Annotated in this window: 14 protein-coding genes; 10 read left to right on the top strand and 4 right to left on the bottom strand. The window is 47.8% G+C overall.

Annotated elements, in window-relative coordinates:
- Positions 1-7 precede the first annotated feature (7 nt).
- A complete protein-coding gene (locus tag NF543_RS07540; protein WP_257667508.1) occupies positions 8-2,356 on the top strand; it encodes a hypothetical protein in 2,349 nt (782 codons plus the stop codon).
- A 47-nt stretch (positions 2,357-2,403) separates the two neighbouring features.
- Positions 2,404-4,242, top strand: coding sequence for a UbiD family decarboxylase (locus NF543_RS07545; protein WP_257667509.1), 1,839 nt, complete (start codon positions 2,404-2,406; stop codon positions 4,240-4,242).
- A gap of 15 nt (positions 4,243-4,257) precedes the next feature.
- Here the strand turns inward: NF543_RS07545 and NF543_RS07550 are convergent, their stop codons facing one another.
- The 3 genes from NF543_RS07550 to NF543_RS07560 form a co-directional block, all read right to left on the bottom strand.
- Positions 4,258-5,586, bottom strand: a complete 1,329-nt coding sequence (locus tag NF543_RS07550) for an ABC transporter permease (RefSeq protein WP_257667510.1) — start codon at positions 5,584-5,586, stop codon at positions 4,258-4,260.
- A complete protein-coding gene (locus tag NF543_RS07555; protein ID WP_257667511.1) occupies positions 5,583-6,518 on the bottom strand; it encodes an ABC transporter ATP-binding protein in 936 nt (311 codons plus the stop codon). The genes NF543_RS07550 and NF543_RS07555 overlap by 4 nt, the downstream gene beginning before the upstream one ends.
- Positions 6,519-6,646: 128 nt before the next feature.
- Complete coding sequence (locus NF543_RS07560) at positions 6,647-9,655, bottom strand: TonB-dependent receptor (protein WP_257667512.1); 3,009 nt, start codon at positions 9,653-9,655, stop codon at positions 6,647-6,649.
- A 540-nt stretch (positions 9,656-10,195) separates the two neighbouring features.
- Here NF543_RS07560 and NF543_RS07565 point away from each other — a divergent pair.
- Positions 10,196-10,696: a DUF4890 domain-containing protein gene (locus tag NF543_RS07565; protein ID WP_257667513.1), complete on the top strand. Its 501-nt coding sequence runs from the start codon at positions 10,196-10,198 to the stop codon at positions 10,694-10,696.
- Between the two features lie 191 nt (positions 10,697-10,887).
- The gene (locus NF543_RS07570) at positions 10,888-11,733 is read left to right on the top strand and encodes a 3-hydroxybutyryl-CoA dehydrogenase (protein WP_257667514.1); all 846 of its coding nucleotides are present in this window, start codon (positions 10,888-10,890) and stop codon (positions 11,731-11,733) included.
- 462 nt (positions 11,734-12,195) lie between these two features.
- Here NF543_RS07570 and NF543_RS07575 read toward each other — a convergent pair whose 3' ends face one another.
- The gene (locus NF543_RS07575) at positions 12,196-12,432 is read right to left on the bottom strand and encodes a hypothetical protein (protein WP_257667515.1); all 237 of its coding nucleotides are present in this window, start codon (positions 12,430-12,432) and stop codon (positions 12,196-12,198) included.
- Positions 12,433-12,584: 152 nt separating this feature from the next.
- Here NF543_RS07575 and NF543_RS07580 point away from each other — a divergent pair, with 152 nt between their 5' ends.
- The 6 genes from NF543_RS07580 to NF543_RS07605 all read left to right on the top strand — a co-directional run bounded on the left by NF543_RS07580 (position 12,585) and on the right by NF543_RS07605 (position 21,565).
- The gene (locus NF543_RS07580; protein WP_257667516.1) at positions 12,585-12,767 is read left to right on the top strand and encodes a 3-hydroxyacyl-CoA dehydrogenase family protein; all 183 of its coding nucleotides are present in this window, start codon (positions 12,585-12,587) and stop codon (positions 12,765-12,767) included.
- Between the two features lie 249 nt (positions 12,768-13,016).
- Positions 13,017-13,541, top strand: a complete 525-nt coding sequence (locus tag NF543_RS07585) for a helix-turn-helix domain-containing protein (protein WP_257667517.1) — start codon at positions 13,017-13,019, stop codon at positions 13,539-13,541.
- Between the two features lie 149 nt (positions 13,542-13,690).
- The gene (locus NF543_RS07590) at positions 13,691-14,071 is read left to right on the top strand and encodes a hypothetical protein (RefSeq protein ID WP_257667518.1); all 381 of its coding nucleotides are present in this window, start codon (positions 13,691-13,693) and stop codon (positions 14,069-14,071) included.
- A gap of 47 nt (positions 14,072-14,118) precedes the next feature.
- Positions 14,119-17,553 (top strand): RHS repeat domain-containing protein, encoded by a 3,435-nt coding sequence (locus tag NF543_RS07595; protein ID WP_257667519.1) that lies wholly within the window; start codon positions 14,119-14,121, stop codon positions 17,551-17,553.
- Between the two features lie 9 nt (positions 17,554-17,562).
- Positions 17,563-20,979, top strand: a complete 3,417-nt coding sequence (locus NF543_RS07600) for a DUF6443 domain-containing protein (RefSeq protein WP_257667520.1) — start codon at positions 17,563-17,565, stop codon at positions 20,977-20,979.
- A complete protein-coding gene (locus tag NF543_RS07605) occupies positions 20,969-21,565 on the top strand; it encodes a hypothetical protein (protein WP_257667521.1) in 597 nt (198 codons plus the stop codon). The genes NF543_RS07600 and NF543_RS07605 overlap by 11 nt, the downstream gene beginning before the upstream one ends.
- Positions 21,566-21,567: the final 2 nt, after the last annotated feature.

Below are 21,567 nucleotides of genomic sequence, written 5' to 3' on the forward strand. Positions count from 1 at the left end.
GTGAATTATGCAAACACGTTTATTTAACATATTTGATGAAAAGGCTGATTACCTTTCCGAGCTGGATAGTAAATTATCCTTTGATAAATTCATCAGCCACTTAAAAGCATTATGTGCGCAGCCCGATGAAGGCAAGCGAGAGATGTTTGCGTTTATACTGGATAGATTTCTAAAAGCCCAGGAGAAATATGGGCCTATCGCTGAAAATAACCTCGAAAAATTCAATAAGGAGCTCTATTATGTGTATTGCCTATTGGTGCCCCTCTTTAACGACGAACAGACCGCCATATGGGGTTTGGGGCATCCTGTACACGGCAAAATAATCTATGGAACAGATACATTTTATGACTTCCTGAAGAAAGAATATGCTGAAAACAACTGCATGGGATGTTTAGTGAGCAATGACAGAGCCGATATGAGCATTCAAGTCATTTATAGCCTAATCCTAGAGCGATTATATGACGTGCATCTTCCCAATATGGAACCGCTGGTATACACGTCGATGGATGAGCAAACCGGGTTGCCCAAATATTACAGCATATCCGTAGACTATACATTTGTAGACGTAAAGCCAAAAGGTGAGCTGCCGCCCCTCAATTATGAGCGACTGAGGGGGGTAAACGTACAGAAGCAAATAGATTGGCGAGACATTTTGACGTTCCTTCCGCTAAAAAATTTCCAAATCGAGGGGTTTTCCATCATCACCATGACCGACAACTGTCAGGAGCAAGTGATGGAAAACATCAAAAGGATCATCATTAACAGAACGAAAGACGACCGATATGCATATCAAGCCGAGCTTGAACAGTCTTTGCGCATATTGACAGGCAATCCACATCTGCACATTGGCTTGACCCCATTATTGCGCGTAAATGGTATTCCCGTCATTGAACCCCAATTGACTAAGGATAGCATCCTGTTCAACCAACTGCTGAATAGTGGCCACGCTAATGGGACAGTGGTTTCCCTGGTGAACGAATACCTGGAAAACCCATATCCCATTACCTATAATTTGACGTTTGGACCATCAGACACACCTTCCTCCTTGATTGCAGAAATTGCTAAACTTGCGATATGCTGCTATACTTGTGCGCCGCTGTACTTCAATAACGAAGTAGTCGGCTTGCTGGAAATCCATACGATACAAGACCATCGAATCGACAAAAGTAACCTTCCGAAACTGAGAGCGACCACGCCATTGCTGGCACAGCTATCTTATAACCTTATCAGCGATTTTGACAATAAGCTGGACGCAATCATTAAAGACCGTTTCACGGGATTGCAGCCTTCCGTGCATTGGAAGTTTAACCAGGCTGCTTGGGAATACCTCTTCCAAAGTGATATCGGGAAAACTCCGGCAAGTGTAAGTAATATTTATTTCAATAACGTATATCCGTTATATGGAGCTGTGGATGTACGAAACAGTACGCTCGAACGCAATTTGGCCATAATAGGGGACTTGGAAAACCAATTACAGGTATTGATGGAAACATTGGAAGCAATCGGCGTGGTACACCATTTTCCCGATCTGGACACCCTGATAAGCAAATGTAATTATTGGAAAAGCGAGCTTTCTCTGGATGTGTTGGACCATTTTCAATTTGGTATTACAGACTTCTTGAGTGAGGAGATATCTATTTTGTTCCGAAAATTAAAGCCTAAAAACCAAAAAATCCAAGCGATTATCGAACGGTATGAAGCAGACACGGACCAGCAGTCGGGTTTCTGCTATGCTCGTCGACGGGCGTTTGAGTCGTCATTGATGGCAATCACCAATACCATATCGCGGCATTTGGATGTTTTAAACGAGGAAGTTCAGCAGTGCTATCCCAGTTATTTCGAGAGGTTCCGGACTGATGGCGTGGAGCATGACATATACGTGGGGCAATCCATCACACCGGGAAAAAAATTCGAGAAGGCGCACTTAACCCAGATACAATATATGCAACTGTCTGCGATGGCTAGCATCACGCAAGCAACATCAACGCTAAAGCCCAGTATCGCCCTACCACTCGAAACCACCCAATTGATCTTCATAAACACCTCAGATATTGACATTAGTTTCCGGGTGGATGAGCGTAGATTTGATGTAGAGGGGTCTTACAATGTACGCTACCATGTCATTAAAAAGCGGATTGACAAGGTGCTGGTAAAGAATACATTCGAACGGCTCACACAGCCGGGGAAAATTGCTTTGGTTTATTTTCATGAAGATTCCATCAAAGACTACCGCAAGCATATTGCGGCACTCCAACATCAAGGCATGCTATTGGATGATCTGGAAAAATTGGAATTGCAAGAGTTGCAAGGTGTCAATGGATTGAAAGCACTACGAGTTGGTGTGCATTTATCTTAAAAAAAATAGGTTTATTTTTGTCGATCGCATCTTAACAAAACTCAGCTATGGGATATAAAAGCCTTTCCGAATGTATTAACGATTTAGAGCGACATGGGCACCTCATCCGTATCAAGGAAGAGGTTGACCCTTATTTGGAGATGGCAGCTGTACATATGCGGGTTTATGATGCCCAAGGCCCAGCGCTCCTCTTCGAAAACGTCAAAGGCACTCCGTTTCCGGCAGTATCCAACTTATTTGGTACACTGGAACGGTCACAGTTTATGTTTAGGGACACGCTCGAGAAAATCAAGGTGCTGGTGGATGTAAAATCAGACCCGATGAAAGCCCTCAGGAATCCATTCCGATATACCCATGTGGCTACCACAGCCTTATCCGCACTACCGTGGAAAAAAAGGGGAGGGGCACCTATTTTGCATGGTACGACCCGCATCAGCCAATTACCGCAGATTGTCAATTGGCCGATGGATGGTGGCCCGTTCGTGACCATGCCCCAGGTCTACACCGAGGATATATCCAAACCAGGTGTGATGCAGGCCAACTTAGGAATGTACCGTATACAAATGGCTGGAAACGATTATATACAAGACACGGAGGTGGGGCTCCATTACCAACTCCACCGTGGTATCGGGGTACACCAGAGCAAAGCCAATGCTTTGGGCCAACCATTGAAAGTGAGCATTTTTGTGGGTGGCCCCCCTGCCCATGCATTATCAGCGGTGATGCCGCTACCTGAAGGGTTATCCGAACTTACCTTTGCAGGCGCCCTTGGTAATCGGCGCTTTCGGTATTTTTACGATGAAGAAGGGTTTTGCATCTCGGCGGATGCCGATTTTGTCATCACCGGAATGGTCTATCCCAACGAAAACAAACCCGAGGGGCCCTTTGGCGACCATTTGGGATATTATAGCTTAGTACATCCATTCCCTTTGATGCGTGTGCATAAGGTTTACCACCGTAAGGATCCGGTTTGGTCGTTTACCGTAGTGGGGCGCCCCCCGCAGGAAGACACCAGTTTTGGAGCATTGATACATGAAATAACCGGATCTGCCATCCCACAGGAAATCAACGGGCTCCATGCTGTCCACGCGGTTGATGCCGCTGGAGTTCATCCACTTTTATTTGCCATTGGTAGTGAACGTTACACACCATACTTGCAAATGGACCGTCCGCAGGAAATCCTCACCATTGCCAACCAGATACTGGGCAAAAACCAATTGAGCCTAGCCAAGTACCTCTTTATTTCGGCTTTCCAAGACAACCCTCGTTTGGATATTCATGATGTGAGGGCATTCTTGACACATATGCTCGAACGGATCGATTTTGAACGTGACCTGCACTTTCACACGCAAACGACCATTGATACCCTGGATTATTCAGGGGATGGACTCAATGCTGGCTCCAAGGTAGTTTTTGCAGCGGTTGGCCGTAAAAAACGGGAATTGATTACCGAGTTGCCTGGAGGTTTTGACCTGCCTAGACCTTTTCACCAATGTAAACTGGCCTTGCCGGGCATCTTGGCGGTAGAAGCATCGGCATTCACGGATGACGAGACCGAAAGCAACACCATCAACACTTGGTGCCATGAAATGCGGGATACCGATTTTTCGGGCATCCAGCTATTGGTATTATGCGATGATGCTGCATTTACTGCCGCAAATGTGAACAACTTCGTGTGGGTCACCTTCACGCGGAGTAATCCATCACATGATATCCATGGCGTAAATAGCTTTACGAAACACAAACATTGGGGATGCCGGGGCCCGGTTATCATCGATGCACGGAAGAAGGCCCACCATGCCCCCGAGTTGGAAAAGGTGCCTGAGGTGGAAAAACGCGTGGACGCACTGGGAACCAAAGGTGGACCGTTGCATGGGGTTATATAAACACTAAAATAAATGCTATCCCCTATACCGGAACCACTTGAGTAATTCCTTGTAACTGGCTTTTTTTCCATACATCAAGATACCCACGCGGTAAATCCGACTGGCTACCCAAGTAGTGAATATAAAACCACCGACCAATAGTATCAGTGATAGGGCCAGCTGCCATCCAGGTACCCCGAAAGGTATACGCACCAGCATCGCAATGGGGGAGGTGAACGGAATCATGCTTAACCAAACTGCCAAGGATCCATTGGGGTCATTGATGAGTACCCCAAAGGAAAGGATATAGGTGAACAGCAATGGCATGGTTATCGGAAGCATGAATTGCTGTGTTTCCGTTTCGCTATCCACGGCAGAGCCAACGGCTGCAAATAGGGCACTATACAACAGGTAACCTCCCAAGAAATACAGGATGAACGTGATGAAGATGGTCCGGAAATCTACGGTATCCAATGCTTGCTTGAAATTGCCAAAGGCGCTGCTTTTGCTATTGGCTGCTTCGGCCATTTCTTGGTCTCCAGGCGTCGATAATTGGGTGTTTGCCGAAGCTTCTATATGTTGTCCATCCATGAAGCCTATACTGGCCACGCTCATTAAGGCTGTAGAAAGTACAATCCACAAAATAAACTGCGTGAGCCCCACCAATCCGATACCGATGATTTTACCCATCATGAGTTGGAAAGGCTTGACTGAGGAAATGATAACCTCCACAATGCGGTTGTTTTTTTCTTCGATGATACCCCGCATTACTTGGGCACCATAAATGAATAGACAAATATAAATTAGGACGGAGAGCGTCATGGCAATTCCCATGGCTGCACCGGCGCTACTGTCTTTTTCACCATCCACCGTGATTTCCTTCGGTTGGATATTGAGCTTGGGGTTGATATTTTCAACGGTGGCCCTATCGATACCTGCCTCCTCAAAAGCTCTGATGCGAAGCACACTTTCCAATTGGCCCTTGATTTCTCCCTGTGTGCCAAAGCCGGCCACTTCCGACGAAAATAGTTCCACGTTGGTAGATTCCTTTACATCCTTCGGTATGATGAGCAAATAAGTCTTGGACTTGCCCTCGAGGATCGTTGCTTTTTCCTGTTCAATGTCCTCGGATACGTCAACAAAGGTAATGTTCTTACTGTTGGCCAACTGTCCCTGGAATAGACCGCTTTGATCAATCACGTGCACGGTTGCTTGGTTGTTTTCAAAGCTTTTCTTCGTCAACAGAATGGCAGCGGCATATATTCCGATGAGGAAGAGGGGTACCAAAAATGTCACCAGCAGGAAGGATTTCTTCTTTACCCGGCTGAGGTATTCGCGTTTGATAATCAGTAATATTTTGTTCATTCGTGTGTTTCAATTAGCGTTTCGGGGGCTTGAGTGGTCACTTGTTGTACAAAAATATCGTGTATGCTTGGTATGATTTCCTTGAGTTCATGGATTTGGACAATCGGAATCAGATAGGCCAGCACATCGTTTATCGTTTTACCTTCAGCTATTCTGATGGTAAGGGTGGTGTTTTCTAGGCTGTCTCCTCGGTCTTCGATGGTAAATAAGCCATCCACCGCAGATATTTGCTCCTGGTGGGGGAGGTGTTCCACTCGATAGGTGTTCGAACGGTATGTGTTTTTGATATCTTTTACTTTACCATCCAATATTTTTTTGGATTTATTGATTAATACAATGCTGTCGCAGAGCTCTTCCACCGACTCCATCCGGTGGGTAGAGAATATGATGGTAGCGCCATTACGGTTGAGGGCGAGTATTTCCTCTTTGATGATGTTGACATTGACCGGGTCAAAACCGGAGAAAGGCTCATCGAGGATAATCAAATCAGGCTGGTGTACTACGGTGGCCACAAATTGCACTTTTTGCTGCATCCCCTTGCTCAAGTCTTCGACCTTTTTATTCCACCAGGTCTGCATTTCCATTTTCTCAAACCAATGTTTTATGCGGTCGGTCGCCTCTTTCTTCGAAAGTCCCTTCAATTGGGCCAGGTACAGCATCTGTTCGCCGATTTCCATTTTCTTGTAAAGGCCCCGTTCTTCGGGTAAATATCCGATGCGCCCGATATGGTCGGGGTTGAGGAGCTTGCCGTCGAAATGTACCTCTCCGCTATCGGGAGCCGTGATTTGGTTGATGATACGGATAAGGGATGTTTTTCCAGCTCCATTGGGACCAAGTAAACCAAAAATACTTCCCTTTTCTACGCGAGTGGAAACATCATCAAGTGCCCGGTGCTTTGCGTATTGTTTTACAATATTCTTGATTTCAAGCATATGTGTGTTTGGTGGTTTTTTATTCACCATTAAGACACCGCATTGGCCACAATGTTACAGCTGGTTGCTAAACAAAAACCTCATAGACTCATGCAATCACAAGCATAAACCTATGAGGTTCAAAAACATCAATTCAACAACTCATCAAACATGATGGAAACATAATACATGCCCCCTACGGAAGGATTACCCCATCCCGTGGTGTAAAGCTTATTGCCGATATTCGTACCACCTAGCTTGATGATGGATTTGATATGAGGAATTTTCTTGCTTACCTGTGCATCAAATGTAGAGAAGGCGGGAATGATGCTGTGCCGTTCAATATTGACCGCCGGGGTACCCATCGTACTATTCCACAGCATTTCGGTTTGATGGCGGAAGGTAAGACCGAAACCCCATCCTGTGCGATTGACATCGCGGTTGGAGAAACCTAGGTTGAATCGGTATTTGGGCGAATTGAAGAACGTAACGAACGAAGGATCACTTTCGCGCAGCTCATCCTCATTGAGCAATACATTCTGCGTTACATTGCCCGTTGCGGTGTATCCATTTCCGATTGAGTAGTCTAATCCAATACCCCAGCCAGAGTTCTTGAGTATCTGGGGTGCATTCACGGGCATGCTGTACACATTACGTCGTGTGGGGTCGGCTAGGTCTGCAATGGTTCCTGAGGGGTCGCGCAGCTGCACCAGCACCGCCGTGCCTTCAAAAGTAAGGAAGCGGTTGTAATAGTAAAAAAGGTCTACAAAAAACCGGTTGTCGATAACACTTTTATAGCCGATTTCGTAAGTTTCAACACGTTCGGGCTCCCACTCCTTGAATTGATAACGCGTGATATTGCCGCTTTGGACATCCGATAGCGCGTATACGGGGTTATCAATCATGTTATACCGCTCGCGAAATAGAGGTAAACCTCCCACTAATCTCGCCTGAGGCGTATTCAGGTCGATGTATTGATTTTGTGTAGTAGGTATGCGGAAACCACGTTGGAACGACGCCCTGAAATTATGGTCTTCGGCCACGGTAAATACGCCGGATATACGGGGACTAAATTGCCCTTTGAAATTTTCGTTTTTATCATAGCGTAGGGAAGCCGTAAGCTTGAAAACATCGTTGAAACTACGGCCTGCCTGTATATAGGCGCCATACTCCCGAATATTAAATTCCTCTTCATTATCGTCCAAAGCGAAGAGCGTCCCTTCCGAGTTAAGGTCATAAACGCGGTAATTTGCCCCGGCGATGATTTCTACGATGGCCGGATCGATCTGGCGTTTGAAATTATACATCGCTTCAGCATGGTATAGGTTGGAGCGGTCAAGGAAATTCGCGCCCATAGGTATCGCACGGGTCTTGATATCTGCCATGGTCGCATCAAACTCGGAGCCGCCCGGAAGGAACATACCATTGGCGTCATCCAAAGCAGGGGCCATGGCACCGTTCATCCACTGCACGCGGTTGTTGGCTGCATGGGTATTAGCCACTACCTGCCCTTGTTGTAAAGCTTGTTCATGTGTGGCACCCCCTTCCCGGGCGGTTTGATACGTTTGCAGTAATGCACCTGCATATTGCTGGTAGGCATTACCCACAAAATCAGTCGCGCCGGCTCCAATGGCCGTTTGGAGATAACGCTGGCTCATTAAGCTTCCCAGCACGCCAAGTGCATGCGCATCTCCCGAGTTTTCACGCGTAGTATACCCCCGCACGAAAAAATTGTCTCCACGTACTTCCGCCTTGTATTGCCCCATGGTGAAATTCTGTATGTTGTAGCGATCTGCGGCAGTATATACGGCCGACCCCTTACCCCAATTGGCTTGTAAAATCGCTTCCACATTATCATTGACTCGATAATGCAGCGATGCGTTCAGCTTCAAGCTTTTTGCAGGATAATCCGTCAATTGTTGTTCGGAATAGCCTGGTGCCGGCTGGTAATATTGGGGCACCATATTCTGAAAAATAGTGCGGGCAGCTGTAAGTTGAGCCGCAGGGTCAGCCCCTGCTATAAATTGCGGAAGTGTGGTGCCCTCTTGATTTATTGGTCGCGTAAATATTGCACCCAAAGCCGCTGAAGTACCATTCGAACCATCTCCAGGCATCCCATTACCATAGAGAACATCGTACATATTTGCACCCACATCACCATACCAGTTGACTCCGTCGTAAGTGGGATTTTCATTCACATTGCCCACATTGTTTTCAAGATTGGTGTTATTGGTAAAGCTCTGGTCGCGGTAGTCCGTGGCCTGCCAATCATCGGCAGTCAGATACGCCACATTCGCTTTGAAAGCAAATTTATTGTTAAAGGCTTTGGCAAAGCGGACGGCCACATCATAAAAAGCCGTGTTTTGCTGTGTACGATTGGAAGCGCTCATCATCCCCGTCTTGACGTAGGCACTCACCCCTTGGTAATCAAAAGGCGATTTACTGTTCATCAACAGGAGTCCATTGATGGCATTGGGCCCATACAGTGCCGATGCCGCGCCTGGCAAAAGTTCCACACTCGCTACATCCAATTCAGACATACCCACCACATTGCCCACTGGGAAGTTCAACCCCGGGGCTTGGTTGTCCATGCCATCCACGAGCTGTACCAAGCGGGTGTTGCCATTTGCGCCGAACCCACGGGTACTTACGGAACGGAAGGTGAGTGATTGGGTGCTCATTTCTACACCCTTGAGGTTTTGGAGTGCATCATAAAACGTAGGTTGCGGACTTGATCGGATACCCAATATATTCAACTTCTCGATGGAAACCGGTGATTTGATAACACTTTCCTCCACCCGCGACGCCGAAACAACCACTTCCGATGCCATAATGGATTGCTCCTCCAAGGCAATGGTCAATGTTGCCGTAGATTGATCGACGATTATTTCCTGAGTGGCAAAGCCAATGGAAGAAACCAGCAAGGTCAACGGTGGCGCATCATTTATATTCAACGTAAACCGACCCTCATTGTTGGTGGTGGTACCCGCTACCTTGCCTTTTACGTGGATGCTTACCCCGATGAGTGGAGCATTAGACGTGGCGTTTGTAACGGTTCCCGAGATGGTGGTCTGTGCAAATACAGGATGGATGGATAAACTAAATACGGATAGCAACATACACCATCCGATTCTCTTGAGCGTAAGTGATCGTTTCATAACCTAGCAGTTTATGTGGTTTATATACTTTATATGGTTTATATACAATAATACGAAATATTCAATGATATTGGAAAAAATGTTAGTCGTTGTACATGGCAAACTAGCGTCATTGCGAGCAAGCGGGCTGAAATGAGTGTAGGAGCTGCTTCGTGGTCGCTCCACTTCTTATGCTAACGCGCTTGCTCGCAATGACGACAGACCGTATTTTGTTTAAATACGGTTGCCCTAGATAGCTAGAAAAACATCTTCATGAGGCAAATAAGCCTGTTTAACATTTTTTAACAAAACATTCCGTTAAACTTTTCATGAAAAATCCGCTCTATGTATAAGAGCCTGTTTAAATTTGTATTGTGAAATTTTTTACAGGTTATTTTTGAGCGAACCGAGGCAAATTTCGCAGGGATAGCCGGAAGCTATCGCGAGAAATTTAACGAAGGTGCAGCCAAAAAGAGGCATAAAAAAATTATTAGATAAATTTTAAACGGGCTCTAAGAGATATAGATAATCTTATTGGATCAAAAACAAAAGGAGAATATCATGAAAAATATTGCATTGGTTGCACTTTTAGTTTCGGGAATGGCGTTTACCGCCGTTGCGCAGGAACGCGGAACAAGGCAGATGAAAAGCGCTGAGGAGCTGGCCAAAATGAGAACCGATAAATTGACGGAACAGCTTGGCCTCAGTGAAGACCAACAAAAGGAGATATATGCCCTGAATTTAGAAAAGGCCGAGCAAATGAAAGCCACCCATGAAGAACGGTCGGTAAAAATGGCTGAAATGCGGAAAGAACGTGCGGCTAAAGTGGAGGCGGAACGAAAAGCTGAACAAGACCGCTTAAATGAGATACTTACCGTAGAGCAGCAAGAAGTGCTGAAACAACAGCAAGCTGAACGCTACGAAAAGATGAAGGCAATGCGGGAATCCCGGAAAGACGGCTCTAATGGCGATCGATTCAAAAGGGGGCATCGAGGTAAAATGGAATTCCATAAAAAGGCAGACAGCACGGATACACCTAAAATGTCTGAAAGCAAAGAGTAGTTTAATTTACTTGAGTTTGGTTAAGTTTGATGATGAGCGTCCATTCCACCAAGTTGGTGGATGGGCGTTTTTTGTTGGCACAAGTTGCTTATAAATGGAGACGAAGCTTGTGCGAGTTATTTTTTCTTTTGATAACGGAAACTCGTGCAGGTTTCTTTATGTTTGTCTTTTACCAATTTGTAAATGATCTCATGCAACATATAAGCGTTATTGGGTCGGGCACCATGGGGAATGGAATAGCCCACACGTTTGCGCAATTCGGCTTTGATGTAGCCTTAGTAGACATCAACCCCATTGCGTTGGAAAACGCCCTAACTGCCATCGGCAATAACCTCGACCGCCAAATCAGCAAAGAAATCCTCTCCGAAGAAGATAAGCAACACACACTTGGACGTATAACCACGTACACGGATTTACGTGCCGGTGTACGGCAGGCGGACCTCGTGGTGGAAGCAGCTACGGAAAATGAAGGCGTCAAGCTTGGCTTATTCAAGGAGTTGGATGAGTTATGTCCCAGCCATACCATCCTTGCTAGCAACACATCGTCTATTTCTATCACCAAAATCGCCGCCGCCACCCGACGAGCAGACCAAGTCATCGGTATGCATTTCATGAATCCGGTACCCGTGATGAAACTCGTGGAAGTAATAAAGGGTTACGCCACCAGTGAGGATGTAACAAACACCATCATAACGCTTTCGGAAAAACTTAATAAAGTGCCCGTAGCGGTGAATGATTACCCGGGCTTTGTGGCCAACCGCATCCTCATGCCCATGATCAACGAAGCAATATATACGTTGTATGAGGGTGTGGCTGATGTAGAAGCCATCGACACCGTGATGAAATTGGGAATGGCTCATCCAATGGGTCCATTACAATTGGCCGATTTTATTGGTTTGGACATTTGTCTGTCTATCCTTAGGGTACTGCATGAAGGATTTGGCAACCCGAAATACGCACCGTGCCCGTTGTTGGTGAATATGGTGGCAGCCGGTAAACTGGGTAAAAAATCGGGGCAGGGATTTTACCGTTATTGAGCGTATAATTGGGTCGTTTGGGAATGAAATGGAACTGGCTCGCTTTTCAGCTGGTCGAATTGATTATATAAATGGATTAATAATTCTTAGTTTCCTTTCAACCAACAAATTATGCTGCATGTCTTCTGAATATAGCGTATTGCAATCAGCAGACAGCGCATAGGCCACAACGACGCCATCGAACAACTGGAACTGGTACCTTTTGATCAGCTTCTGTGCATGTTGATAATCTCTTGGGGAAAATCGGTTAATTGCGCGTACGGAAACCATTGGTTTAGTCCATCCATCGCTTCCAATTTGTCCATTGAAAGCCGCTTTCGGCAAACGTTCAGGTATTCACTGACAACTTGCGGAGATATAATAGGGTTATCCACCACCAGCCGCTAGGCGACAATACGTTTGTGAGCTTCTGCATCCTTTTCATGCAGATAGATTAAAATATTGGAATCAAGCGCATAGCGATCAGTCATAATCGTTTGCTTCGTCGCGGTCAAACTTAAACCCTGACAAATCCATCCGGTATTTGCTCAACCCTTTTTCCAGTGTCTTGATCCGTTTTTCCTTGTCGGCTGTAATCGTTTCATCGACTTTTGGCGTTTCCAGTTCAAAAGCCAATACCTCCACCGTTTTTCCAACCAGATTATCGGGCAGACGAATGGTCAAACTATTCTTTGTTGGTTTTATGATCGTTCGAATCATGTTCTTAACAATTAATTGGCATTACTATTTCCCCTTAATCCTCCTCACACCCCCATCCTTTGCCCAGGCCTCAGGTGGTCAGGTATGCTAAGGCTACACACAAAAATACGAAAACTATTGGGAATTTCTATGAATCTTCGCCTTCAGACAGATTGTACAAGATACCTGTAGAAGCCAATGATTACCCGGGCTTTGTGGCCAACCGCATTTTGATGCCCATGATTAACGAAGCAATTTATACGTTGTATGAGGGTGTGGCCGATATAAAAGCCATCGACACCGTCATGAAATACGGCTGCCTATCCACTGCAAGGCTAGCGGAAATCCACGGATAAACCAGGCATTCGCTACCTATTCTTTAGAGAAAACCCATAAATACTCCACTTATAAAAGGTGACTAAAAGGTGGACTATACGTGGCTAAAGGGTGACTTATGGGTGGATAAACTGTAGCTTAGCATTGTACCTAGCTAAGGTCAATCAAGCCTGGTCAGCGGAAACCCATACTTTTCAAAAAGTTATTGCATGAATATCATAAATTTGTTATTTTTAGCGGTATCATAAACCGTATCCCTATGCCATACCATGAAAAGAAGAATCGCTACCAACCTCGCTAAAATCAGGAACCTAAGGAGGCATTCACAGGATGAAATTGCGGAAGTACTTTCCATCAGCCAGCAGGCCTACTGGAAGATGGAAGAGGTCAAAACGCGGATTTCCGCTGTACAGCTCGGCCACTTGGCCCACTTTTACCAGGTTTCCGTGGATGTCTTTTTCGAGGAAAAGCCCGACTTCAATGAAAATATCCATACATCGAAAACCAAGTTGGCTTCAGTTCAGGCCCAACTGGAAAAGGAACAGTTCTTTAGTGAAATGCTGCAGCACAGGAACAGGGAGCTCAGCGGGGAACTTGCGGCCCTTCAAGCCAGAATCGCCGAACTAGAGGACGAAACCATGCGCCTAAGGCAGCGACTGGAAGCGGGGGACAGGGAAAACCAGGTTTTCCGGTTAAACGGTAGGTTGAAAGGCAGCATGGTCATCGAAGCCCTCGTGGCCATGGTCTTGATTGCCGTAGCATCGGCGGCCGGAGTCCTCTTCCTTTTACCCTAATTTATCTCATATCGCATTACAACTACAGGTTGTGATATTTACAACCTGTAGTTGTTGAAATTACAACCAAATGTTAGCGGGATTCCTGAATCCCCGCCTTATCTTGGTTGCAAGTTAATTTTTGGACACTAAACAAAAAACCAAAGGCCATGAACCATACAAAAACCAAGATCATCTTTTGTGTATCATTTTCCCTGTGCTGCTGCTTTGCCTCGCTGGGAGCACATGGGCAAGTACAGGATTCCACGGCAGTCAAGCGGGTTGCCTTCATTGCAGAAGACCTGGGGATATCTCCCCAACAAGCTTCGGACGTGATGGCGATTATTGATCTTGAAAAAGCCAAGGCGTCGGATGCCAAACGCGAAGCGATGCAGGTACTCTCGGTGAAGCTTGCCGGATTCGCAGCCGAGCGGGACAAAGCACTGCAGGAGGTGCTTACGGATGAGCAGTTGACCAAGATCAGGGCTGCCCTTCGTAGTAGGGACCACGCCCTTTCACCAAATGTTTTGGCGCCAGACGGCATACGTTAGACAATATTTTTGAACAAAAAGGACTTACCTCAGTAATATACATCGACATGAGTGTTCCATTACGCCATTTGGCCAGCGGCATGCGCTTGATCCTACCATGCCTGTTCAGTGCCGTGTTTTTTTCCGTTAAGGGCCAGATGCCCGTCGCCCCACGGTCGCTGCCCAGCCCAAATGCAGCCACGTTGGGATTGTTCGGGGAATATCCGGTTTCCCATTTCACTGGTGTGCCACAGATCGGCATTCCGCTGCATACGATTTCATCCGGAGACGTCAATGTACCGATTTCGATGGATTACCATGCTTCGGGTTTCCGGCCAGATATGCACCCCGGCTGGGTGGGGATGGGATGGAATCTGGCAGCAGGCGGTGCTATTTCTCGACTTATCCGGGATATGCCTGATGAGTCGAATCTAAGCACATATGGTATTGCCAATTATGGTTATTACTTTAATCATGGAATTCTTAATACGGCTAATTGGAATACAACGACCTATATGCAGAGCATAGCGCAGGGCCCTGAATCGTCGAAGGACACCGAACCAGATGAATTCTCATTTAATGTGAATGGGATTTCCGGGAAATTCTATATGGGACACGATGGGCAATGGAAAGTGAAGTCTGACAGACCGGTCCGTGTGGCATTCGATGGCACATTTTTGTCCGTACCATTTACAGCTCCTATGGGATCGCCACCGGAATACTTGGGGTATTTAAAGCCGTTCTCCGGCTTTACGATAACCGACGAGAATGGTATTCAATACATTTTCGGAGGAACAACTAACGCCATCGAATACAGCATTGATTTTTTTGAGCAGAATACCGATCATTGGGCCGCCAATACATGGTATCTTACCAAAATCATTTATCCGTTGGGTGATGAGGTTGCGTTCGTCTATGAACGCGACGCGTTCATCAACCAGATGACCATCGCGGTGAACAATAACCTGGGGACCAGTTCACAGGGAAGCGGGGGGATATTCAACCCTGTGCCCGGATGCAGCAGCTGGGATTACAGATCGATCTATGCTTCCTATAGGGGCCAGCTGGTTTCGCCGGTCTACCTCACCAGTATCGCGGCCAAACACGAGATAGTGCGATTCATCCGCTCCACCAGTACCGAACTGCGGTATGCCCAAACCGTATATGACTGGATGTATTCCCAATGGCAATCGCACGGCTCCTACGATAGTTTCCTGCCTTTCCTGGAGGACTATTCCTATGACAATACGTATCCCACCAACCTCAATAAACTGCAGTGGAAGAAGCTGGACCAGATACGTATCGAAGTGGATGGAGAGCTGAAGAAGGCGTACAATTTCGCCTACAGTGCTAGCGGTAGCCAGCGCCTTACGCTCCAGTCGATAAGGGAACAGGGGTCCGGCGGAGGTCTGCTGAAGCCATACTCATTCATGTACAACACATCGGTTTCCCTACCGGGCTATCTGGCGAATATGACCGACCATTGGGGGTTCTACAACGGCACCTATGCCGATATCAGCAATACGAGCACGTATCATCTGACGTACCACGGCTACCGGCAGCCGAACGCCACTTATTTACAGGCAGGCACATTGAGCAGGATCACCTATCCAACGGGTGGTGTTACAAACTTTACCTTTGAGCCTCATTACTATCGTATGGCTGTTCCTGAGGAGCGTTGGAATGCCCCGACCACGATGTCTTCCAATACGCTTGCCGGTGGGCTACGCATCCGAAAGATCAGCAGCCATGACCCCGAGTTCCCTTCCAGCAAAGTTGAAAAGGAATATTTTTATGTAAATGGATATAACAGCGGATCGAATGTCTCCACGCTGCAGTCAAGCGGCATATTAGGGGGACAAAGCCGGTACTATTTCGATGATTACAGGGTGAAATCGTTCAATGGATCAAATACGTATTCCCAATCCAGGTTTTCCTCACAGTCTGTACTGCCGGCCTGCGAGAACAGCAGGGGCAGCCATATCGGTTACAGTGAAGTGGTGGAAAAACGGAGTGACGGAAGTTATACAATCACCAAATACAGTAACTTCGATGTGTCGATCTATAGCGACTATAGCACCCCGAATCTAGAGCAGTCGCGGACAGCGTATTCACCCTACCATTCGCGTGCATATACGCGGGGCAATCTTCTAGAGGAATTTAAATACAGTGCTACCGATATACTGCTTACAAGGCAGAGGTGGCACTACCTTTACGTGTTGCCCCAAAAAACGGTTCGGTCGATGCAGGCGCGTTCTTTCAATGTATGCCCGGGGACAGCTGTCAGTGTTCGCGAAGGCACGGCCTATGTCCATGACATTAGTACTTTTTCCCCCTTTTCCGAAACCACAACTGAATACGATGAGAATGGTGACAATCCGGTGGTGACCACCAAGAGCTACACCTACGATGCCGATTATAAGTTGCTCAAGCAGGAGCAGACGGTGGACAGCCGTGGCCAAACAGTGCGCACCAAGTACCGTTACGCCTTCGATGTGCTGACCAACTACAGCAGTACATACAACAACGCGCAGCTGTATCCCTATTCCTACCTGGTGTACAGTCACAACATCGCCACGCCGGTTGAAACGGTGACGACGGTGGTGGAAGGGGGCACCGAGCGGATAACCGGGGCTACCGTGCTCACTCATACACCTACTCGCCAATATTACTATCCGGGTTACCAATGGCGCTCAGTACCGCACACGGCATTCGGGCTGAAAAATGTGACCCCCTTAAATCTATCAGCATATACACCGTTTTCGATAACCCGGGTTTCGGGAGGTGAGACCACCACCTTGGATCCCAGCCTGAGGAAACAGATGGAGTATGAATTTCAGGCCATGCGCACGTACAATAAGACCAAGCCGGTGGGTGCGATAGGAGCATCCGGCGATGTGACCACCACTATCTTCGGCCAGTTCATGAAACACCCGATTGCGCGGGTAACAGGCGGACGCTATCTGGAGTCGGCATATTCAAGCTTCGAGACCATGGCCAATGACAGCGACTGGCGTGGTGGTGGCGGTCAGGTGCTTACGCGCTACAGCAATCAGGATGCGCCGGTGGGCGCCTATTGCACCAACAATACGAATACCTCGGGCTATATCACCACGTATGACAAACAACTAGTGGCGGCTAACACCTACGTGCTCTCCTTCTGGGAGAAGGGCGGTACAGTGAGCATCCGCAATAGCGGGGCCGTTGTGGTGAGCAACACCGTGCTGCAGACCAAGGGCTCATGGCAGCAGCGGGAAATCAGGCTACGGAATGTGTCGGGCAATCTGGAGATCATCCCAGCGGGTTACGTCGATGACCTCCGGTTGTATCCCTTGGGTGCAGAAATGGTGAGCTATACCTATAATCAGCTTGGTGCAGTGACCACCGCTACAGACAGCAAAGGGTACACCATCTACTACGAATACGATGAGTTCAACCGGCTACTGCGGGTGAAAGACCGCCAAGGCCGCATCCTGCAGGACTATACCTATCACCTCAAATAACACATCATCATGAGAAAGCGGACAACACATATACATTTGGCCCTGGTTGCAATTTGCCTCTCAATCCATGCTGTTTTTGGGCAATCGACCAACAAGAACTACATCCGCATAGCAGTGCCGATAGAGCCGTTCACGACACCAACGGCCTTGAGTGCGGCGATGGCAGACCACACGAAGGTGCGCGTGGACATCGATTACTACGACGGGCTCGGACGTGCCTTGCAGGGCGTGGCATCGAAAGCCACGCCGGCAGCGGCAGATCTGGTGACTCCCATCGCCTATGATGCTATGGGGCGCCGCGATAAGGAATACCTGCCGTACGCGGCAGGCACGGGCAATGCGTTCCGTACAAATGCCGTATCGTCGCAGCAAAATTACTATTACAACACGCCCCCGGTCGGCCAATCCGCGACGTTCTATGCTCACACTACAATGGAGTATGAGGCCTCGCCGCTCGACCGGGTGAAAAAGCAGGGTTTCCCGGGCGAAGCCTGGCAACCGTCGTCTGCGGAGGAGCACATGGTTGTGACGGATTACCTTTCCAACAACACGGAGGCGTACACTGCGGTGGCCACGATGCGACGGGCTACACACTACGGCGTGACGCTTTCAGCCTCGGGTGTGCCGACCTTAGTAAACGAGGGGGTGTATGCCACCAACCAGCTAGCGGTAACGGTGATTAAGGACGAAAACTGGGCGGGCGGGAACGGTACGTTCGCCAGTCGACTGCACACCACAGAGGAATACACGGACAAACATGGGCGTGTAGTCTTACGGCGTACGTTCAACGGCAGCAACGAGGTGCTGAGCACATATTATGTATACAACAACCTTGGCCAGCTGAGCTTCGTGCTGACGCCGGAGTCGAACCCGGACCGGAATACGGGTGTACCGACGGCTACAGAACTCAACAATTTAGCATATCAATACAGATATGATGGTTATGGGAGACTGGCTTATCGTTGGTTGCCAGGCGGGGGTACCTGGGAGACGTACAACCACAACAAGTCGGGTTGGCTGGTCTTCCATCAGGACAGCCGCCAGCAACAGGAGACCTATTCGGGTTTCGGCCCAGGAAAATACCATACGTTTTACAAGTATGACAGGCTCGGACGGGTGGTGATACGGGGTATCGAGAAGGAACGCACTGTCAACCGGGAGACGATAGAGGGGTATCTGGAAGGCCATGCATACCAATGGGAGGAACGGTCCGCGACCACTGGCAATTTCCATGGATATACGAACCTGAGCCTGCCGGGGGCGACCGAGCACATTGAGGTGTTGGAAGCAAACTACTATGATGATTATGCGGGTGTCCCCGGTTTACCACACAATGCCTCGGGAAGCTACAGCAAGCTCACGCGGGGTCTGCTGGTAGCCAGCAAGGTGAAGGTGCTGGGTACGGCCTCCACGTACCTGTGGACGGTGAACTATTACGACGATGAGGGGCGTCTGGCACGGCAATGGAAGCATCACTATCTGGGGGGATCGTCGAATGCGAACAAGTTCGACGACATCACCAACGAGTATGACTTCAGCGGGCAGCTTACGAAAAGCACGCGCAAGCACCATACCACGAGTGCCGTCACGGCTGCGGTGACGGTGGTGACGGAATACACTTACGACCACCGCGGGCGCGTGCTGGACACCAAGAAGTCGGTGAACGGGGCCAGCCCGACGACCATCTCCCGTAGTGCGTATAACGAGGCCGGGCAACTCCGGACGAAGCGGCTGCACAGCACAAACGGGACGGCTTTCGGGCAAGAGGTCACCTACAGCTACAACGAGCGCGGGTGGCTGACCAAGACGGAGACGGACCAGAACCTGTTCAAGCAGGAACTGGCTTACAATGCCGGCACTGCCCCGCAGTACAACGGTAACATCACTTCCCAAGCCTTCACGCGGTACAATACAGCGGCCACACCGGTTTTGGTGACCGACACATACAACTACACGTATGACAACATGGGTAGGCTGACACAGGGGTCGATGGCAAGTAATAAGGGACGGGAGACACTATCATACGACAAAAATGGCAATATCAAAACCTTAATACGTACGGCAACGAGCAGTACGGTGGTTGACCAATTGACCTATAACTACACAGGCAGCAAGCTCACCAGCGTGGTAGACGCCAATACAAGCACTTCGGCGACCTACCAGCTTCCCGGCACGACCAGCTACGCCTATGATGTCAATGGGAACATGAAGACCCGGGTGAACAGCGGCAGCATGGGCAATAACATCTCGGCCACCACATACAACTACCTAAACTTACCACAGAGCATCACGGCGGTCGCGGGCAATGTGACTTATGTGTACGATGGCACGGGCAGGAAACTGCGGAGCACCAACGCGGCCATCGCTGAAACGCGCGACTACATCGACGGGATCGAATACGTGGGAGGTGCCACGATGGAACTCATCCACCACGAGGAGGGGCGTATCACGCGCAACGGCAGCACCTACACCTACCACTATTTCATCCGTGACCACCTAGGCAACAACCGGGTGGGTTTTGCGCAGGGCACGAACGTGATCACACCTAACTTTACGGCGGATTATTATCCATTCGGCCTGCAATATCAGCAATTTATACGCCCGGGTTCGCCGAAGAATAACTATCTTTACAACGGGAAGGAATTGCAGGATGGGATCAAGCAGTACGACTACGGCGCGAGGTTCTACGATCCGGTGATTGGCAGGTGGGGAGTAATTGATGAAAAGGCTGAAAAGTATTCATTTTTAACTCCCTATAATTATGCTGCTAATAACCCGATAAAGTTCATTGATCCGGATGGCAGGGACATCATCATATTTTTTCATGTACAAAACTCGAGCGGTAAATGGAAACAGGAATCGTTCAGATTCACGGGAACCAATGCTTCCAGCGCACCGCAGCATTATTTTGTGAACAACGTGATACGGGCTTATGAGTATAATGTGGGTAATGGCGGAGGAAAGAACCTGTTGGAAGCAGCGACTAATTCAGAGATTGAAGTGGAATTAAGATTAAGCCCCGATGATAGGCATCAAGCAGGCAAAGTTCAATGGAACCCATTTAAGGCGCACCAATTTGAAGATTTTACGCTTTCTCCTGCCACTGCTTTAGAGCATGAGATGGCTCATGCTGTTTCTTTTTCTAAAGATGTGGCATCTCATAGGAAGCGACAAGGAACACCTGATTCTCAATATGGAAATGTCGAAGAACGGCGTGTTATCACTGGTGCCGAACGTGAAACAGCAATCAAGAACAAGGAGATGAAACCAGGGCAGGTTAGAAAATCTCACGATGCAGGGAAAAGTATCAGGGTCAATGATCCCACTTCAACTCAAGAGTCAAAACCCTTTCCTTGGTCGATATTTAACGACAGATTTCCAATATTCATGCCTAATACATCAAATCGACCGTTTTATGAGTGGTAATATGATTTCAAAACACAGTATCGGGTGTTTATTGCAATTAGACAACATAATTGCATTTATTTCCCTTTTATTTGTGTCGTGTTCAGGTTCAATTAACCGATATGACGAACCAGTAGAGTACGTAGACTTGTACTATGCAAAAGGGTATGTAGACTCAGATGGCCCTTGTGAAGATGATTTTGATGGACGTGAAGTACTCGATAAAGGAAGTACTTATATAAGTCGGAATGAATTTGAGGCAATTGAGAGACTCCTTGCTGAGTCAGAGGTTTCAAATGGTGTGGCTTCGACATATGGTATGTGTTTACAAAGTAATTTCCATTTTGCGGATAGTAGCACTAGCCGAGTATGTGTAGGACAGTTTGGAAACATGACGATAGACGGTAAATCATACGTGAGACAGGATAGCTTGGTTTATTTACTTAGGAAATACTCAGGCTTTTACAATTACTATAATCGTGAGGAAGTCGTAAGATTTTGTCAAGAGCTGTCTTCATTCGGTATTCCGGAAAATTATCGCGATATGACAGGAGATCTTGATACAACTAGTGTTTTTTACGCAAAAATTCGCATATTGGTAGAATAACC

It is taken from the genome of Parapedobacter tibetensis (genome assembly GCF_024704835.1).
GTDB lineage: Bacteria > Bacteroidota > Bacteroidia > Sphingobacteriales > Sphingobacteriaceae > Parapedobacter > Parapedobacter tibetensis.

Bases quoted from the DNA above. Each gene is read 5' to 3' on its own strand.
- NF543_RS07540 (WP_257667508.1), top strand. From the start codon at position 8: ATGCAAACACGTTTATTTAACATATTTGATGAAAAGGCTGATTACCTT.
- NF543_RS07545 (WP_257667509.1), top strand. From the start codon at position 2,404: ATGGGATATAAAAGCCTTTCCGAATGTATTAACGATTTAGAGCGACAT.
- NF543_RS07550 (WP_257667510.1), bottom strand. From the start codon at position 5,586: ATGAACAAAATATTACTGATTATCAAACGCGAATACCTCAGCCGGGTA.
- NF543_RS07555 (WP_257667511.1), bottom strand. From the start codon at position 6,518: ATGCTTGAAATCAAGAATATTGTAAAACAATACGCAAAGCACCGGGCA.
- NF543_RS07560 (WP_257667512.1), bottom strand. From the start codon at position 9,655: ATGAAACGATCACTTACGCTCAAGAGAATCGGATGGTGTATGTTGCTA.
- NF543_RS07565 (WP_257667513.1), top strand. From the start codon at position 10,196: ATGAAAAATATTGCATTGGTTGCACTTTTAGTTTCGGGAATGGCGTTT.
- NF543_RS07570 (WP_257667514.1), top strand. From the start codon at position 10,888: ATGCAACATATAAGCGTTATTGGGTCGGGCACCATGGGGAATGGAATA.
- NF543_RS07575 (WP_257667515.1), bottom strand. From the start codon at position 12,432: ATGATTCGAACGATCATAAAACCAACAAAGAATAGTTTGACCATTCGT.
- NF543_RS07585 (WP_257667517.1), top strand. From the start codon at position 13,017: ATGAAAAGAAGAATCGCTACCAACCTCGCTAAAATCAGGAACCTAAGG.
- NF543_RS07590 (WP_257667518.1), top strand. From the start codon at position 13,691: ATGAACCATACAAAAACCAAGATCATCTTTTGTGTATCATTTTCCCTG.
- NF543_RS07595 (WP_257667519.1), top strand. From the start codon at position 14,119: ATGAGTGTTCCATTACGCCATTTGGCCAGCGGCATGCGCTTGATCCTA.
- NF543_RS07600 (WP_257667520.1), top strand. From the start codon at position 17,563: ATGAGAAAGCGGACAACACATATACATTTGGCCCTGGTTGCAATTTGC.
- NF543_RS07605 (WP_257667521.1), top strand. From the start codon at position 20,969: ATGAGTGGTAATATGATTTCAAAACACAGTATCGGGTGTTTATTGCAA.